At 64.7% G+C, this 15,756-nt stretch carries 15 protein-coding genes and 1 pseudogene; 7 read left to right on the top strand and 9 right to left on the bottom strand.

What is annotated here, in order from left to right; genetic code table 11:
• Positions 1-13: 13 nt before the first annotated feature.
• From LJ655_RS21525 to LJ655_RS21510, 4 genes and pseudogenes are all read right to left on the bottom strand, one after another.
• Positions 14-181: pseudogene (locus LJ655_RS21525) on the bottom strand (nucleoside hydrolase); the annotation flags it as partial.
• Positions 182-332: 151 nt separating this feature from the next.
• The gene (gene zwf / locus LJ655_RS21520) at positions 333-1,814 is read right to left on the bottom strand and encodes a glucose-6-phosphate dehydrogenase (RefSeq protein WP_230563239.1); all 1,482 of its coding nucleotides are present in this window, start codon (positions 1,812-1,814) and stop codon (positions 333-335) included.
• A 237-nt stretch (positions 1,815-2,051) separates the two neighbouring features.
• Entirely contained in the window at positions 2,052-2,999 is a 948-nt protein-coding gene (lhpI, locus tag LJ655_RS21515) for a bifunctional Delta(1)-pyrroline-2-carboxylate/Delta(1)-piperideine-2-carboxylate reductase (RefSeq protein WP_230563238.1), read from the bottom strand.
• An 81-nt stretch (positions 3,000-3,080) separates the two neighbouring features.
• Positions 3,081-3,713, bottom strand: a complete 633-nt coding sequence (locus LJ655_RS21510) for a C39 family peptidase (protein WP_230563237.1) — start codon at positions 3,711-3,713, stop codon at positions 3,081-3,083.
• 231 nt (positions 3,714-3,944) lie between these two features.
• Between LJ655_RS21510 and LJ655_RS21505 the strand changes: the two genes are divergently transcribed.
• The 3 genes from LJ655_RS21505 (at position 3,945) to LJ655_RS21495 (ending at position 6,725) form a co-directional block, all read left to right on the top strand.
• The gene (locus tag LJ655_RS21505; RefSeq protein WP_230563236.1) at positions 3,945-4,199 is read left to right on the top strand and encodes a helix-turn-helix domain-containing protein; all 255 of its coding nucleotides are present in this window, start codon (positions 3,945-3,947) and stop codon (positions 4,197-4,199) included.
• A gap of 1 nt (position 4,200) precedes the next feature.
• Entirely contained in the window at positions 4,201-5,541 is a 1,341-nt protein-coding gene (locus LJ655_RS21500; RefSeq protein ID WP_230563235.1) for a type II toxin-antitoxin system HipA family toxin, read from the top strand.
• A gap of 329 nt (positions 5,542-5,870) precedes the next feature.
• Positions 5,871-6,725 carry a helix-turn-helix domain-containing protein gene (locus LJ655_RS21495; RefSeq protein WP_230563234.1) on the top strand — a complete coding sequence of 285 codons (855 nt, stop codon included), beginning with the start codon at positions 5,871-5,873 and terminating at the stop codon, positions 6,723-6,725.
• A 41-nt stretch (positions 6,726-6,766) separates the two neighbouring features.
• Here the strand turns inward: LJ655_RS21495 and LJ655_RS21490 are convergent, their stop codons facing one another.
• Entirely contained in the window at positions 6,767-8,605 is a 1,839-nt protein-coding gene (locus LJ655_RS21490) for an ATP-binding response regulator (RefSeq protein ID WP_230563233.1), read from the bottom strand.
• Positions 8,575-9,144, bottom strand: a complete 570-nt coding sequence (locus LJ655_RS21485) for a putative pterin-binding protein (RefSeq protein ID WP_230563232.1) — start codon at positions 9,142-9,144, stop codon at positions 8,575-8,577. The genes LJ655_RS21490 and LJ655_RS21485 overlap by 31 nt, the downstream gene beginning before the upstream one ends.
• A gap of 266 nt (positions 9,145-9,410) precedes the next feature.
• On the opposite strand from LJ655_RS21485, the gene LJ655_RS21480 reads away from it, so the two are divergent.
• Positions 9,411-10,358 carry a phosphoribosyltransferase gene (locus LJ655_RS21480; protein WP_230563231.1) on the top strand — a complete coding sequence of 316 codons (948 nt, stop codon included), beginning with the start codon at positions 9,411-9,413 and terminating at the stop codon, positions 10,356-10,358.
• A 35-nt stretch (positions 10,359-10,393) separates the two neighbouring features.
• Here LJ655_RS21480 and LJ655_RS21475 read toward each other — a convergent pair whose 3' ends face one another.
• Positions 10,394-12,061, bottom strand: a complete 1,668-nt coding sequence (locus tag LJ655_RS21475) for an ATP-binding domain-containing protein (RefSeq protein WP_230563230.1) — start codon at positions 12,059-12,061, stop codon at positions 10,394-10,396.
• Between the two features lie 21 nt (positions 12,062-12,082).
• Here LJ655_RS21475 and LJ655_RS21470 point away from each other — a divergent pair, with 21 nt between their 5' ends.
• Both LJ655_RS21470 and LJ655_RS21465 read left to right on the top strand, forming a co-directional pair.
• Complete coding sequence (locus tag LJ655_RS21470) at positions 12,083-12,247, top strand: hypothetical protein (RefSeq protein ID WP_230563229.1); 165 nt, start codon at positions 12,083-12,085, stop codon at positions 12,245-12,247.
• Positions 12,244-12,870, top strand: a complete 627-nt coding sequence (locus tag LJ655_RS21465; protein ID WP_230563228.1) for a glutathione S-transferase family protein — start codon at positions 12,244-12,246, stop codon at positions 12,868-12,870. Before LJ655_RS21470 ends, LJ655_RS21465 begins: the two co-directional genes overlap by 4 nt.
• 27 nt (positions 12,871-12,897) lie before the next feature.
• Here LJ655_RS21465 and LJ655_RS21460 read toward each other — a convergent pair whose 3' ends face one another.
• Entirely contained in the window at positions 12,898-13,590 is a 693-nt protein-coding gene (locus tag LJ655_RS21460; RefSeq protein WP_329959719.1) for a potassium channel family protein, read from the bottom strand.
• Positions 13,583-14,911 carry a TrkH family potassium uptake protein gene (locus LJ655_RS21455; RefSeq protein WP_230563227.1) on the bottom strand — a complete coding sequence of 443 codons (1,329 nt, stop codon included), beginning with the start codon at positions 14,909-14,911 and terminating at the stop codon, positions 13,583-13,585. The genes LJ655_RS21460 and LJ655_RS21455 overlap by 8 nt, the downstream gene beginning before the upstream one ends.
• Before the next feature lie 228 nt (positions 14,912-15,139).
• Here LJ655_RS21455 and LJ655_RS21450 point away from each other — a divergent pair, with 228 nt between their 5' ends.
• Positions 15,140-15,736, top strand: coding sequence for a Fur family transcriptional regulator (locus LJ655_RS21450; protein ID WP_230563226.1), 597 nt, complete (start codon positions 15,140-15,142; stop codon positions 15,734-15,736).
• Positions 15,737-15,756: the final 20 nt, after the last annotated feature.

The following is a 15,756-nucleotide window of genomic DNA, read 5'->3' as shown; positions in this document are numbered from 1 at the left end:
TGCGCTCGCGCGCTCACCGGTTGGACGGCCGCACCGGCACCGGCCGTGTCAACAGATCGACGCAGAAACCAAAAAACGCCGCATTATCAAATCGCTTGGCGACCGTCATTTTCTGCAACCCCGGCGGCGGCGAACGCGTGTAGCCCTTCGCTTTGCCATCATCGGCACCGAAGCCCGTGTCGTCGCCGAGCGTGTTGTAGTCGCTGTCGATGATGACCTTCGGCGGATCGCTCCGGGCATTGAGACCACAACCCACGGCGCATGCAAAAACGGCTCGCGACGCCACTGCAACGTCACGAGCCGCGTCAATCGCGCGATCTGTCGAAAGCCCGTTACTGCGACTCCTCCGCCCACACCGCATTTTCCCGCGTCATCAACGCGGTCGATGCAGCGGGCCCGAACGTGCCAGCCGAATAGGAGCGCGGCCGCTCGCCGGACTTCGCCCAGCCGTCGAGAATCGGCTCGGCCCATGCCCATGCCGCTTCGAGTTCGTCGCGGCGCATGAAGTGCGTCAGACGTCCGCGGATCACATCGATCAGCAGCCGCTCGTAGGCTTCCGCGCGACGTTCGGTGAAGGCCTGCTGGAGGTCCAGGTTCAGGTTCACCGGCAGCATGTGCATGCCGCTGCCCGGCTCTTTCGCGAGCACCTGCAACTGGATCGACTCTTCGGGCTGCAACTGGATCACGAGACGATTGCCATAGGTGCGGCCACTGGCCGGGATGATCGAGAACGGCAGCTCGGAGAACTCGATGACGATTTCCGACAGCTTCTTCTGCATCCGCTTGCCGGTGCGCAGGAAGAACGGCACGTTGGCCCAGCGCCAATTGTTGATCCGCGCCCGCAACGCGACGAAGGTTTCGGCGCGGCTGCCCGCCGGCACGTTGTCTTCCTCGAGGTAGCCCTTGACCGCCTCGCCGTCGACGGCGCCGGCCGTGTACTGGCCGCGCACCGTGTCGCGCGCGATGTCTTCGGGTGTCATCGGCCGCAGCGAGCGCAGCACTTTCAGCTTTTCGTCGCGCACCGCGTCGGGATCGAGCGACACCGGCGGCTCCATGGCGACGATGCACAGCAGTTGCAGCAGGTGGTTCTGCACCATGTCGCGCAGCGCGCCGGTCTTGTCGTAGAACCCCGCGCGGCTGCCGACGCCGACCGTTTCCGCAACCGTGATCTGCACGCTCTTGATGTACGGCGCCTGCCACAGCGGCCCGAAAATCGGATTGCCGAAGCGCAGCACCATCAGGTTCTGGACGGTTTCCTTGCCGAGGTAATGGTCGATCCGGTAGATCTGCGCTTCGTCGAAATGCTTGCCGACCGCGATGTTGATCTCCCGTGCGGAGGCCAGATCGTGACCGAGCGGCTTTTCGAGCACGACCCGCGAGTTGGCATCGACGAGCCCGGCCGACGACAGGTTGTCGCAAATATGGGTGAACAGATCCGGCGACGTCGCCAGATAGAACACGCGGTGCACGCCCTCGCGCGACGCTTCCTTCAGGCGCTGGTAGTCCTCCGACGAATCGACATCCATGCGCACGTATTCGAACAGAGCGAGGAATTTGTCCCACGCGGACGCATCGAACGCCTTCTTGTCGATGAAGGGCTTCGCCTTCTGCTCCATGAATTCGCGAATGTATTCGTCGCGGGACCAGGGTTTGCGGCCGATCGTCAGAATACGGGTGTCGGGCGGGAGGTTGCAGTGCAGATGCGCCATGTAAAGCGCAGGCAGCAGCTTGCGGAACGACAGATCGCCGGTGCCGCCGAAGATGATCATGTCGAGCGGCTGGTCGGGGGTGGCGGAAGCTTGTTGGGTCGTCATGGCACGGTGGCAGCGTCTAGGGAGAAGGCGTCGATCAGGAATCGGCGGCCGGCGGACGGGCTACGGCTCCTGTCCGCGATGGCGCTTTTTCCGGCGAACGCCTATGGTGCAACGTTTCAGGATAGTTTGCACGGCAACATCTGCCTCAGGTTAGCGCAAAGTGCCAACCTTGCGCGACAGACGATTGTTTTTTAGGGATATTATTGTGCGATTTTTTGCGGGTTGGGCCGAAGCCGGTCAGCCCCGTTCCAGAGCGCCACGCGCGACCCGGCAAGCGGCCAGATCCCACGCCGCGCAGCCGACGCTCTTGAACACCACCGGGCCCGCCGGCACCGGCAGCGTCTGATCCAGCACCGCGGCGATCCCGCCCACGCGGGCCCAGTCGATACCCGCCTGAATGAAATCACCGGCCTCGTGCCTCGCGCCGGCCAGATCGTCGACGAATAGCGCGCTGCCGGCAAGCGTGGTCGCGCCAATCTCGGCCATCTGCGGCGTGAAAGCACCGACGCCGATCACGAGCCGCTCCGCACGCGCCGCCTCGTCATAGACCGGCTGTCTGCTCGTGGTCAATGCGATCACGACGTCGGCCGCAGCGGGAAGTGTTGCTTCTGGTTGTGCGAGCGGACGCAACTCGCGCACCTTGCCGCGTTGCGCCGCGCAGAATGCGTCGGCACGCGCGGGCGCGCTGCCCTTGATCCACACGCGCGCGTCGGGATACAGCTCGCCGATCGCCTCCAGATGATTGAGCGCCTGCGCGCCGGTGCCAATCAGGAGAAATTCGCGGGGCGCGCCATCGCAGGGCGCGCGTCGAGCGAACGTCGCGATGCCCAGCATCGACATGGCCGCGGTCCGGCGGCCCGTCACGGTCGGGCCATCGAGGACGAACAGCGTCTCGCCGGTGTCGGCATCGAAGGCCATCACCTGGCCGTGGATCGTCGGCAGATGGCGTGCGCCGTTGCTCGCGCATACGTTGACGAGCTTGTGGATCGCGAGATCAGGCGCGGTGGCAGGCATGGACAGCATGATGCCGCCGGCGTTCAGCGGTACGACGAGCCGCTCGGGGCTCACGATGCGCTGTTGCGCGTAGTCGACGCTCGCGCGCCGCAACGCGTCGACAAGCGCTGCGTAAGGCAGCAGACGCGCGGTGGCGGCGGCGTCGAAGATCTGCGTGGTTGGGCGGGTCATGGGCAAGACGGTCCAATGCTGGATGGAGTGGGCATGGTGCCACCGTAACCGAGCGCAATAAAATTGACCAGTCACGGCCCGCTAGCAGGTGCGGCGGCTCAGCGTCATCCCGCGCCCCGCATGGAAACGCGACATCGTCGCGAACGGCAGATAGACGTCGGCCTGATGCGGCGCGATACCCGACGGATTATGAAACCACACGCCGTCGCGATCCCGGCCGTGCAGCAGGATCAGATGACCGCCCCGCTGCCGGTTCGGCCGCTCGGGATAGCGGATCTCGGGACTCACGGACACGATCGCGAGCGTATCGGCGTCGAGCCGTGCCGCGATCTCCTCGAGCGACGCCTGCGGCAGCACATCGATAGCCAGGCCGAACGCGGCGCCCGCCCAGTCGGCGAACGGCCGGTAGATCAGGCCGTCGACGCCGCCATCGTCGCGCAGCCGATACACGCCGTGCCGCAACGCGTCGTCGAGCAATGCAGCGCGCGGCGCATGATCGATGCGCCAGTAGTCGAGCGCCGATTCGAGGCAGGTGAGCCCGCACAGGCGCTGAGCCCAGAAACGATAACGCTCGCGGTCGGTGAAACCGCTGCGCTGCCAGTGCGGATCGTCGCATGGGTCGCGCTGTCGTTCGACGATGTCGCGCACCCACTCGGGGCTGCCCCATTGCGTGTAGTACGGAACGTCGGCGTGGCGGACAGCGGGTTCGGTCATCAGTGGCATCGGTTGGGTTGACTGGTATTGGGCGGGATTAAAGCACGCGGGGCGTGCCGCTTCATCGTGCGGACGAAAAACGCGCTGATGGCGAAGCCAAAGCGGCATGCTCCAGCGAAACTTTTCGATTATCCGCCACACGAATAACCGTCAATTATCTGCCACACGAATATTTGACAAATATTCGTGTGGCGCATAAATTGCATTTATTCGTCTCACAGATACTCCGCCATGCTCCACCTGATCGCCACCTCCGACCAGCTTGCACAACTGCTTGCGGCCAGCCGCCGCCAGGCCGGCCTCACCCAGACCGAGGCAGCCGCGCGCATCGGCGTGAGCCAGAGCCGCATTTCCGCGCTCGAAACCGACGCGAGCGCGCTCACCCTCACCCAGTTGCTGGCGCTGTGCGGCGCCTACGGCCTGCAACTGCAGTTGCGCGACAAAAACCAGCCGAGCCCCGCGCCGGCGCCGGTCGTCGAGTGGTGAGATGGCACGGCAAACCTCGTGGAAAGCATTGTCGGTGTGGGCGAACAACGAGCGCGTCGGCGTCTGGCGCCTGAGCGCGCGCGGCCCGATGGAATTCGCCTACGACGCCGCCTGGATCGACTCGCCGGCGGGTCGTCCGCTGTCACTGTCGCTGCCGTTCACGCCCGGCAACATGACGCACAAAGGGCCGCGGGTGCTCAACTTCTTCGACAACCTGCTGCCCGACAGCGAGGTGATCCGCAAACGCATCGCGCAGCGCTATCGGACCGAAACGCTCGACGCGTTCGACCTGTTGCAGGCAATCGGACGCGACTGCGTCGGCGCGGTCCAGCTGCTTGCCGAAGACGACGTGCCGGCCGGGGTTCAGCGGATCGAAGGCACGCCGCTCTCCGACGGCGACATCGAGGCGCTGCTCGCGCAAACGGTCGGCAAACCGGCGCTCGGCGCGCCCGACGACAGCGACGACTTCCGCATCTCGCTGGCCGGTGCGCAGGAAAAGACCGCGCTGCTGTGGCACGACGGCCAATGGCAGCGGCCGCACGGCGCGACGCCGACCACGCATATCTTCAAGCTGCCGCTCGGGCTGGTCGGCAACCGGCTCGCTGATCTCAGCACGTCGGTCGAAAACGAGTGGCTGTGTCTGCGGATTCTGCGCGCGTTCGGCCTGCCGGCCGCCAACGCCGAGGTTCTCAGGTTCGGCAAGCAGCGCGTGCTCGCCGTCGAGCGCTTCGACCGGCAGATGCATTCGAGCGGCACATGGCTGCTGCGTCTGCCGCAGGAAGATTTCTGCCAGGTGTACGGCGTGCCGTCGCATCGCAAATACGAAAACGAGGGCGGGCCCGGCGTGCTCGACCTTGCGCGGATCCTGCAACAATCGGTCGACGCGCGGCAGGACATCGAGACGCTGCTGGCGAGCCAGATCCTGTTCTGGATGCTTGCGGCGCCGGACGGGCACGCAAAAAACTTCAGCATCCGTCTGCTCGCGGGCGGCCGCTACCGGCTGACGCCGCTTTACGACGTCATGTCGATCTGGCCGGTCGAAGGCAATGGCCCGAACCAGTGGTCGTGGTACAAGGCGCGGCTTGCGATGGGGCTATGGTCGCGCAGCAAGCACGATGCGTTTCGCGATGTGCAGCGGCGCCACTTCAACGCGATGGCGTTGAAGTGCTCGTACGGCGCCGACGCCGAGCCGCTGATCCAGCGATTGATCGAACAGACGCCCGGTGTGATCGAGCGGGTCTCGGCGGCGTTGCCCGAGCGCTTTCCGGGCAAGGTCGCAGAGCGGATCTTTACAGGTCTTCAAAACTCGGCGGCCCGGCTCGACACCATGCCGTCACGCTGAAGGCGCACCGCGCACGCGCGGTTGCGACCCTCCGCCGAGGGATTCGCCCTTGTGCATTGCGTCATTCGCGCATTCCCTACGGTTTCGCCATTGTTTCACCGGTAGAATGCTTTTCATGCTCGATGCATCGGAAGTCGCCGGCACGGCCGTTGCCTCGCTTGCACCGGCGACCTCGGCGAGCGGTCAGACAAAATCATAAACTGCGAATATTTTTACGGTACATTGACTGTCCCCGCGTGGCCACTCATGCGCGTTGAATGCGCAAGGTCGGCCTGCGCCTGTCGATCGCGTTCCCCTTGTACCTTTAACCCGGCGGATTTTCACGCAGCATGGCCAACGAAACACACTCACCCGACTCCATCGCGGTTGCCGAGCGCGTGCGCGAGTTGATGAGCCGGCATGGAATCGGCAAGCGGCAGCAAACCACCGAGCTGTGCCGCATCCTCGATCTGAGTTTTTCCCAGGGGCACCGCAAACTGCGCGGCAATAGTCCGTGGACCCTGTCGCAGATCAAGAAAGTCGCCGAGGTCTTCGACGAACCCGCGGCGCAACTGTTCGGCGCGCAGTCGCTCGATCCGGGCGTCGTCGGCGCGGTCGCCCAGGAGGCGGTGTTTTGCGTCGGCGCGACCGAAATCGCCTGCACCGCCTGGGTCGGTGCCGCGCTCGAACCGGGTAGCCGTCCGGAGTTCGTCGCCTATTCGCGGCTCGGTCAATGGCGCGTCGCGCGTCACGATGGCGCGCTGTATCAGAGCGCCTACGAAGTCCACAAGATCGAGATCTATCCGCGCCGCGCCGAAGCCGACAAGCCGACCATCGCGGTCGTCGACGACGATCAGGCGAGCGCCGACAACCTGCGCGACTATCTGGAACGCAGCGGCTTCACGGCGGTCGCGATCTATGGGCTCGCGGCCTTCAGCGAGCAATTGCAGACGCAGGTGTTCGACGGCGTAGTCATCGACTGGCTGTTCGGCGCGCAGACCTCGGCGGCGGCGATTCGCGCGGTGCGCGCATCGGAGAACCCGGACGCACCGATCTTCGTGCTGACCGGCGAGCTCTTGACCGGCAAGGCCAGCGAATCGGAGATCAGCCAGGTGATCCGCGACTACGACGTCGCCTGCTACGAGAAGCCCGCGCGCATGGCGATTCTCGTCGCCGATCTGTCGAAGCGGCTGAACCGGCCCTGAACCGCGCGTGCCGACGCACGTCCTGCGCGCCGCACCGCCCCTCACCCCGGATGCCGCGCCGCCAGCGCCCGCTGGAGCGCGTGCTTCAGATCCTCGTAATGCACTGGCTTTGACAACGCCTCGAAGAGCGGCGACGCGCCATACTCGCCACCGCGCACGACTTCCGGCGCATACGCGCTGACCACGATTACCGGCACGCCCGCTGACGGTCCGCCGCGCGCCGCGAAGTCCGCGAGAAACGTGTAGCCGTCGCGCTCCGGCATGTACAGATCGAGCAACACCACGTCGCAGCAATGCGTATCGAGCCATGCGAGCGCGTCGTTGGCGTTGCCGAGCGCGTGCGAGTCGTAGCCCATGTGCGCGACCATTTCGCTGAGCGACTCGCGAATCAGCCGGTTGTCATCGACGATCAGCACGCACGGGCGCGCGCCGCCCGGCTCGCTTTGCGCCGCGACGCCGGAAGGCTCGACGGTCGCCACCGGGACGACCGGAATCGTCACCGTGAAAGTGGTGCCCTCGCCGACCGTGCTCGCCACATCGACCGTGCCGCCGAACAGTTTCACGAGCCCCTGGACGATCGTGAGCCCCATGCCGGCGCCTTCGAAGCGACGCGTGCGTGACGCGTCGAGTTGCGTGAACTCCTCGAAGATCAACGGAATCTGCGCAGACGGCACGCCCGGCCCCGTATCGCTGACGACGAAAACCAGCAGCCCCGGCTGCTGCCGCAGTTCGACGCGCACGGTGCCGGTTTCGGTGTAGCGGATCGCGTTGGTGACGAGATTGTTGACGATCTGCCGGATCCGGTGCGGGTCCGACTCGACCAGCCCGCTCACGCCGCTCGCCTCGCTTTCGAGCTTGAGCCCGCGTGCCTCGGCGGACATCGTGTGTTCATCGACGATCGACGCCAGCAGCTCGCGCGGCTCGAAATGCTCATGCCGCAGTTCGAGCTTGCCGGCGCCGAGGCGCGCGTAATCGGTCAGATCCTTCATCTGCGCTTCGAGATGGCGCGCCGCGGTTTCGAGCCGCTGGATCACCTTGCGGTCGGCCTCCGAGTGATAGTTGAAGCTGAGCAGCTCGACCGACGACACGATCGCGTGCAACGGGGTGCGCAGCTCATGGCTGATCATGCCGAGAAACGCATCCTTCGCGAGGCTCGCTTCGCGCGCCGCGCGGCTCGCCTGATGCTCGGCTTCCAGCGCCGCGCGCTGCTGATGCATGAGCCGCGCACGGCGCCGCCCGTTGAGCACGAGCAGCAGCGTCGCAGCCGAAGACAGCAACAGCAGCAACAGACCGCCCGCGAACAGCATCCGGCGTTTGTCGATGAAATCGCGGTTCATCGCCTCGCGGTCGGCGACATCGGCGAAACGGCGCGATAGCGCGAGATCGTTGACCTCCTCCCAGTGCTGGCGCAGCTGCGCGTCGATTCGCGCGGCACGGGCGCGGTCGCGCGGCAGCATGTCGACCTCCGGCTGAATCTCGCCTAGCACATGCTCGAGCGCCTTGATTTCGTCGAACTGCCGTTGCAGCAGCGCGAGCTGCGCGGAGAGCCGCTGCGTCGAGCCGGCCAGCACGCGCAGCTTCGATTGCAATAGCTGGAAACGCAATAGCAAGCGCTGGTAGTCGTCGTCGGCGCCGGATTGATATAGCAGCAGCTGGTTTTCGAAGCGCGTGTAGGCGATCTGCAGTTGCGCCGCGTCCCAGTAGAAACCGTCGTAGGTGCCGGTCAGCTGCTCGGTCGCGCGCGGGTTCAGCAGGCTCGCATAGAGCAGATAGCCGATCGCGCCGGCGGGCGCCGCGAGCGCCATCAGCCAGATCAGCACGTAAAGGACGCGCCGCCACGGACGGCGCGCTACTTGACGATGAGGGCCTTGATCTGCCATACGAATTTCGAGTCGCCGGCCGCGCCCGTCAGTTCATCCGGGAAAGCGTCGCGCGGGTAGATCAGGAACAGCGGCCCGAAGTCGCTGAGTTTCAGGCGCTGACCATTCATGCTGTATGCGACGATCACGCCGTAGCGCGCGCAGTCCGCTACCGGCACGGTGTAGGTGTAGTCGTCGAACGTGTGGAACTCGATCTTGGTGCCGTACGAGCCGACGATCTTCAGGATGTCGGCGAGCCTGGGCCCCGTGAACGTCGAACGTGGTGTCCAGGTGGTCGAGGTCGTGATTGCATGCACGGGCAGCGCGAGCAACTGGGACTCGCTGAAGTGATAGGCTCGGTGCGCGGCGTCGTTGGTATTGGCGATCTTGCCTTGCACGTCGAGCGACAGCGCCGGCGACTGCTGCCCGGCCGGCTGTGCGTACGCGCAACAGACGGTCAGCCCAACGATCAGCCCGGTCAGTCCCTTCAGCCAGCGCGTCCGCCAGCGAACAGAGGTTGCGCCGGTAGCATTACGCAGCGTTGCATTCACGTTGGCCATTGCCTTTTTTATCCGTTTTGGGTTGATGCGCCGGACCGCGGGCGGCGGCACGGCCCGCCGATCTCGTTACCCGAAGTGTTACGCCGCGCCGTGCCGTCAAACGCGCGTCACCCCGACACGCAACCTTTGGCCCGCATGCATAATATCGCCAAAATTCGCCATCTCAAAAACGGGAAACCCCGGGCGTCGCGCCGGAGCGTCAGCGCACCGCGCTTGCGTCCCGCGGACCTTCGCCTTGCATCGCGCCGTGCTGCGCCTCGATAGTCATGAACAAGCCGGTCCTGCCTCTGACGTATGAACAGCTCGATCACTGGATCGAGTCGCTGCAACCCGCCTTGCTCGCCGAGCGTTTCACGATGGCGCTCGGGATTCTGCGCGGCGGCGCGCCGCTCGCGCTGATGGTGTCGCACGCGGTCGGCACGCCGGTCGCGTTCCTGCGCTACGACCGCCAGAGCCGCGCGGTCGCATGGGATTCCACGCTGCCGATCCCGCCCGCGGGCTCCAAAGTGCTGTTGTGCGAGGACATCGCCGGGCGTGGTTTTACGCTCGTCGATTGCATCGCCTTTCTGCGAGCGCACGGGCTCGAAGTGAAAACGCTGACCGGCGCGGTCGATGATCTGAGCCGCGTGCAGCCCGACTACGCGATCGATGCGCGCGGCTACTTCGCCCTCTTTCCGTGGGAGCGCCAGGCGTACACCGAGCGCTACCGCGACGACTGGGCGCGCGTCGAAGCCGGCGCCGCGCCCGCGATGGCGAACGATCACGAGTACGCGGCCTACGCGATCGACCTCGACGGCATTCTGCTGCCCGACGTGCCGCTCGCACGCTACGACGAAGACCTCGCCGCCGCGCTCGCCGAGCGTGACGCGCTGCAGCCGTTCGAGGTGCTGCCGGGCATCGACCTGCAGCACGTGCGCACGATCATCACGGGCCGCCCGGAGATGGATCGCGCGCGCACCGAAGCGTGGCTCGCGCGACACGGCTTCGCGCACATGCAACTGGTGATGCGAGCGCCCGGCATGCACGACGACAGCCCCGCAGGCGCGGCCGCGCACAAGGCGAGCGCGGCACTGCGCGCAGGCGTCACGCACTTCGTCGAAAGCGATCCGGTGCAGGCGCTGCTGATCGCGCAGCAGGCGCCGCTCCTGCGCGTGATCTGGTGGGATGCGCTGACGCGCACAGGAATGCTGGTGGCCGCAAGGGCATGGAGTTGAGCGCCATGCTCTGAGCGGGTGCGGCGTCTCGCCCGCTATTTCTCCTGCCCCTCGCGCAACTGCAAATGCCGTGCGGCCCGCTGCGACGCGACGATGATCAGCTTCATCGTCGCGCGCGTCGCTCCGACGAAGAGCTTGCGCGCGATGCGTTCGTCGAAGTCGTCGAAATCGATCTCGGTGAAGATCACGCACGGTGCCGCCTGCCCCTTGAAGCGGTAGATCGATTCGAACAGCACGTCGCCCTCGCGATACTCCGGGTTGCCGAACAGATCGTATTTGCCGGTGAAGCTGCGCAACCGATGCGGTCCGAGATGATCGAGTGCGCTCATCGCGGAGCCCTCGCGGCCGCGAAACGACAGCACCGCGATGTCCTGCTTGCGAAAGCCGAGCGATAGCGCCTGAGTGATCGCGCGCTTGGTCGCGTCGATACTGCTTCCGGCGGCCTGTGCCTCGTCGTAGACCGACACCGACACCTCGGAACCGTCGAACGGACTGCCCGACGTGAGCGCCGCGGCAAGCGGCACCGACGCGCCTGGAACGTCGCGCAGATAGTCGAGAATGTCGCGCGGACTGCGGTAATTGGTGGTTTCCTTCAGCGTGGTCCAGCCGGGCAACGCGACCGGCTCGCGCATGTACAGATTCTGCAAAGGGTCTTCGAGCCACCACCACGCGCCGCCCGGCCGCAGCAGTCGCTCGAGCGCGGCAACCCACGGCTGCTGGAAATCCTGCCCTTCGTCGACGATCAGCACGTCGAACTGCCAGCGCGGTTCGATCGGCGTGCCGGCGAATACGGCCTCCAGTTGATCGAACACCTGCGTGGACTGGAAATCGGGCACGCGGCCCGCGTCGCGCGCGATCCAGTCGCAAAGCTGGTGATAGTTCGCGACCTTCGCCTGCGGCGGCGCGACACGCGCGATGTGGTCGGCGAGCGGCCGGTTGAAGCACACATATAACGGCCGCTCACCGCGCGCGACCGCGTCCTTCATCACCTGCACCGCGAGTTGCGTCTTGCCCGAGCCCGCCGTGCCGATCACGCGTAAACGGAACGGCGCGAATTCGAGCCGCCGGGCCCATGTCGCAAGCCCGCCCGCGAGGCGCGTGACGAGCGTGCCGGCCTGCCCCACGAGCGCGCTCGTGTCGGGGCTCAACGCGAGTTCGTCGGCGAGGAAGTGGTGGATCTTGGACGCACAGGCAAGCCGCGGTTCGTCGGCCGGCAGCGCTTCGCGAATCGTCGCCGCGAGCCGCTCGCGCCGCGTCGCGTCGACGATGCGCGCGGGATTCACTCCGGCGATCGCCGCGTCCTTGACGACGTGATCGGGGCAGTACAACAGTTCCTCGATGAAATACGTGCCCGCGCCGAACGCCGCGGTAAAGCGCCTGTGCAGACTCTCGATCGTATGCGCGAGCGCGATCGCGACATTGCGCTCGGTCTGCAGATACACCTTGACGAGCCCCTTCGGCGTTTCGCGCAGAAAGCCCGTCTTCTGCTCGATGATCATCACGCGCCCCGCAGGACTGACAATCACGAAGCCGGCCTCGCCGAACACGGAGAAGTTCTGATTCAGGCGCGTCCAATGCACGCCGTGGTAGACGGTGTAGTCGGCCGGCAATGCCTTTTCGAGCAGCGCGAGCGTTTCGCGTTCGCGCGCCGCCGCGCCGGTCGCTTCGAGGCTCTTCCAGTCGTCGGGAACAATGCGGGCCATGCGATGCCTCAATGAGTGGGGATGCACGTGTTCGCCGCGCAATTTCGGGTGCGCACATTGTACGCAACGCCCATCCGGCCGGGCGGCCCGTCGCGCAAAGGCGCGCGCATCGTGTATCGTTACTGGCTGAACGCCGCGCACGGCGCGCGGCTTGCCAACTGTAAGAAAAAAGGATTTACCGGATGATTACGATCTGGGGACGCACCAATTCGGTCAATGTCCAGAAGGTTTTGTGGTGCTGCGACGAACTCGTGTTGCCGTTCGACCGCATCGACGCGGGTCTGCAATTCGGCCGCAACAACGAACCCGCCTATCTCGCGATGAACCCGACCGGCAAAATTCCAACGCTGGTCGACGACGACTTCGTGCTGTGGGAATCCAACTCGATCCTGCGCTATCTGGTGATGCAATACGGTGAGTCGAGCCTGCTGTATCCGGCCGAGCCGAAACTGCGCGCGCGTATCGACCGCTGGCTGGACTGGTCGCTGTCGACGCTGCAGCCTGTGGAGCGTCCCGTGTTCTGGGCGCTGGTGCGCACGCCCGAGGCACAGCGCGACACCGTGAAGCTCGCCGCCGACGTGCAGGCAGTCACCGTGCTATGGCGCTTGCTGGATAACCATCTGCAAGGCCGCTTCTTTCTCGAGGGCGACAAGTTCACGCTCGCCGATATCGTGATCGGCGCGTACGCGAAGCGCTGGTTCGGCGTCGACGGTTTGCAGCGGCCTTCCCTGCCGAATCTGGAGCGCTGGTATTCGCGTCTCGCCACGCGCTCGGGGTTCAAGAAGTATGTGGATTTCCCGTTGACCTGAGCACGGCGCGGGCCGGCGCGCTTCGTTTCAGGTCTTCGCGCGGCCCGCAAACTCTTCCACCTTGCTGGCAGGGCCCGACACGATCAGCAGATCCCCCGGTAAAACAATCGTATCGGGCAGCGCGTGCTGGAAGTTTTCACCCGCGCGCTTGACACCCACAACGGTGACACCGAACGCGTTCAGAACGCCGCAATCTGCCAGCGAACGGTTGTGGGTCGGCACCGGAGCATGAATCGTGGCGACGGCAAATCCTTCGTCGAATTCCATGTAATCCACGATTCGGCCTGTAATCAGGTGTGCGATCCGTTCACCCATTTCCGCTTCCGGATAAACCACATGATGCGCGCCGATGCGCTGGGCAATCTGGCCGTGCTCCGTGGTCACCGCCTTTACCCAGATGTCCTTGATCTGCAGTTCGGTCAGGGCCATCACCGTCATCAGGCTCGCCGAAAGATCGCTGCCGATGCCTACGATCGCATGGGGAAAGTCGGCAACGCCCAATTGACGCAAGGTGTTCACGTCGGTCGAATCGGCCTGGACGGTATGGGTCAAGCGTTCCGCCCATAATTGCACCCGTTGCGCGTCCCGGTCGATTCCCATGACCTCATGACCAAGCCGAACAAGCGACTGAGCGACCGCGCAGCCGAAACGCCCCAACCCGATGACGACGACACTGTCGCCTTTCGAAAAGGCGAGCGAAATCCTGAACAGGTCAGCCAACAATTGGATGCTCCTCGGGGTAGCTATATTGCGCCCGCCGCTCGATCAGCACGAGCGAGGTCGCGAAGGTAATGGTTCCAACCCGGCCGATGTACATCAGCGCGATGATCACGAGCTGTGCCGGCGCGGGAAGTTCGGCCGTGATCCCCGTCGACAGACCTACCGTGCCGAACGCCGAAATAATCTCGAAGATGACCTGATCGGTTGGCAAACGAGTGAGCGGCAGAACGACAAGTGTGCAGAGCGTGACCATGAAGGCACCCAGCGCCACGACGGTCATTGCTTGCCTCTGCGCGGACACACTGACGCGGCGTCCGAACGCTTCGACATCGCTGAGCCCGCGGATCTCCGCAATGACCAGCAAGCCCAGAATCGCGACGGTCCCGATCTTGACGCCTCCCGCCGTTCCGGCGCTGCCCCCGCCAACGAACATCAGCAAGTAATGCAGGGCCCAGCTGTCATGTGTCATTGCGCCGATGTCGACTGAGTTGAAACCAGCCGTGCGCGCCGATACCGAGGCGAACGCTGCCGAAAGGAGCTTCTCTGCGAGCGGCATCGGGCCCAGGGTCTTCGGATTGCTCCATTCGAACAGCAGCAGCGTAAGAAAACCACCGAGCAACAGCACTCCCGTAACCACCAGGGTGAGTCTGCTGTGCAATGAAAGCCGACGCGCACCGCGCAGTTTTTCGCGCAGATCATATAGAACCGGGAACCCGATTCCCCCCACGACGATCGCGACCATCAACGGCACCAGCATCGATGCGTCGGCGGCATAGCGCATCAGACTGTCCGGGTGAATTGAAAAACCCGCGTTGTTGAACGCCGAGACCGCATGAAACAAACCATTCCAGGCCGCCTCGCCCCATTGGAGGCGGTACCCGAGATGAAGCCTGACCATCAGCCAGAGTGTCGTGATCAGTTCAGTGAAGCATGTCACGACGAGCACCAGTCGCGCTACGCTGCCAATGTCCCCCAGACGCAGAGTGTGCGTCTCGACCTGGGTGATCAGTTTCGCTCGCAACGGCAACGAACGGTTGACCATGAGTCCCAGCAATGTGGCCGCTGTCATCATGCCGAAGCCGCCAATCTGAAACAGCGCGAGGATGACCCACTGTCCGAAGTTCGACCAGTAGCTCCCCGTATCAACAACGACGAGTCCAGTCACGCAGACTGCGGAAGTCGCCGTAAATAAGGCGGTGAGCCACGGCGGCGCCGCACCTTTGGCTTGCGACAAGGGCAACCTGAGCAGGAGCGTCCCTGCGGCAATCGTCAACAGGAAGGCGATGGCTACTGCCCGGGATGGGTGAAGCAGTTGTTTCATCAAGACCCCGTCGAAACGTGCCTGGAACCTGTCTGACAGAGCATAGGCATTTTTCGGGAGTAGGGACCCTATTTTTATTTGCCGGGCACTGTAAGGAAAATTGAAGGAGATATCTTTGAGCCGCACTGCGAGCGTGTCCAGGCCACCTTCCCGATATCTGGAAATCCCGCTCGTCTCGATGCTTCGACCGGCGCGGCGCCGCCCCCCGCATGCCTCTATAATCGACGCATGAAAACCGCCAAGTCCGCCGCGGCCGGTCATCCGGTCACCTCCGCGCCTGCCGCCCCCGCCGCTGCACACGATCATCACGCGCATCACGACGCGCATGAGCCGTCGCACGCGCACGGCTCGCCGCAGGAAGCGGCTCTCGCACTCGCCGAGGAATACTGCCGCGAACGCGGCGAAAAGCTCACGCCGATCCGGCGCAAGGTGCTCGAACTCCTGCTGAACTCGGGACGCGCAACGAAGGCCTATTCGCTGCTCGACGAGATGCGCCAGATCCATCCGGGCTCGGCGCCGCCGACCGTGTATCGCGCGCTGGACTTTTTACTATCGGCGGGGCTCGTGCATCGGATCGAGTCGATCAATGCGTTCACCGTCTGCCATGATTTGACCCAATGCCAGCACGGCATTCTCGTCGTATGCCAGGAATGTGGCAGCGTCACCGAATTGCACCAGCCGAAGCTGCGCCAGGCGCTCGTTGCGCAGATCGAGGACGCGGGCTATCGGCTCGCGAGCGACGAAATCGAATTGAAGGGACTGTGTTCGGCCTGCCAGGCGGCCAAAGCGGCCGGGGAGGCCGCGCCGGTGGCCGTGGCGAGATAGCGGCGCGCCTGGCGCGAGGC

Source organism: Paraburkholderia translucens (assembly GCF_020881035.1).
Lineage (GTDB): Bacteria > Pseudomonadota > Gammaproteobacteria > Burkholderiales > Burkholderiaceae > Paraburkholderia > Paraburkholderia translucens.
Note: the sequence above shows the minus strand (reverse complement) of the source record. Positions and strands in the feature narration are given on the sequence as shown.

What these genes read in the sequence shown, in the direction of transcription:
- zwf (WP_230563239.1), bottom strand. Translation starts at nt 1,814, where the DNA reads ATGACGACCCAACAAGCTTCCGCCACCCCCGACCAGCCGCTCGACATG.
- lhpI (WP_230563238.1), bottom strand. Translation starts at nt 2,999, where the DNA reads ATGACCCGCCCAACCACGCAGATCTTCGACGCCGCCGCCACCGCGCGT.
- LJ655_RS21510 (WP_230563237.1), bottom strand. Translation starts at nt 3,713, where the DNA reads ATGACCGAACCCGCTGTCCGCCACGCCGACGTTCCGTACTACACGCAA.
- LJ655_RS21505 (WP_230563236.1), top strand. Translation starts at nt 3,945, where the DNA reads ATGCTCCACCTGATCGCCACCTCCGACCAGCTTGCACAACTGCTTGCG.
- LJ655_RS21500 (WP_230563235.1), top strand. Translation starts at nt 4,201, where the DNA reads ATGGCACGGCAAACCTCGTGGAAAGCATTGTCGGTGTGGGCGAACAAC.
- LJ655_RS21495 (WP_230563234.1), top strand. Translation starts at nt 5,871, where the DNA reads ATGGCCAACGAAACACACTCACCCGACTCCATCGCGGTTGCCGAGCGC.
- LJ655_RS21490 (WP_230563233.1), bottom strand. Translation starts at nt 8,605, where the DNA reads ATGGCAGATCAAGGCCCTCATCGTCAAGTAGCGCGCCGTCCGTGGCGG.
- LJ655_RS21485 (WP_230563232.1), bottom strand. Translation starts at nt 9,144, where the DNA reads ATGGCCAACGTGAATGCAACGCTGCGTAATGCTACCGGCGCAACCTCT.
- LJ655_RS21480 (WP_230563231.1), top strand. Translation starts at nt 9,411, where the DNA reads ATGAACAAGCCGGTCCTGCCTCTGACGTATGAACAGCTCGATCACTGG.
- LJ655_RS21475 (WP_230563230.1), bottom strand. Translation starts at nt 12,061, where the DNA reads ATGGCCCGCATTGTTCCCGACGACTGGAAGAGCCTCGAAGCGACCGGC.
- LJ655_RS21470 (WP_230563229.1), top strand. Translation starts at nt 12,083, where the DNA reads ATGCACGTGTTCGCCGCGCAATTTCGGGTGCGCACATTGTACGCAACG.
- LJ655_RS21465 (WP_230563228.1), top strand. Translation starts at nt 12,244, where the DNA reads ATGATTACGATCTGGGGACGCACCAATTCGGTCAATGTCCAGAAGGTT.
- LJ655_RS21455 (WP_230563227.1), bottom strand. Translation starts at nt 14,911, where the DNA reads ATGAAACAACTGCTTCACCCATCCCGGGCAGTAGCCATCGCCTTCCTG.
- LJ655_RS21450 (WP_230563226.1), top strand. Translation starts at nt 15,140, where the DNA reads ATGAAAACCGCCAAGTCCGCCGCGGCCGGTCATCCGGTCACCTCCGCG.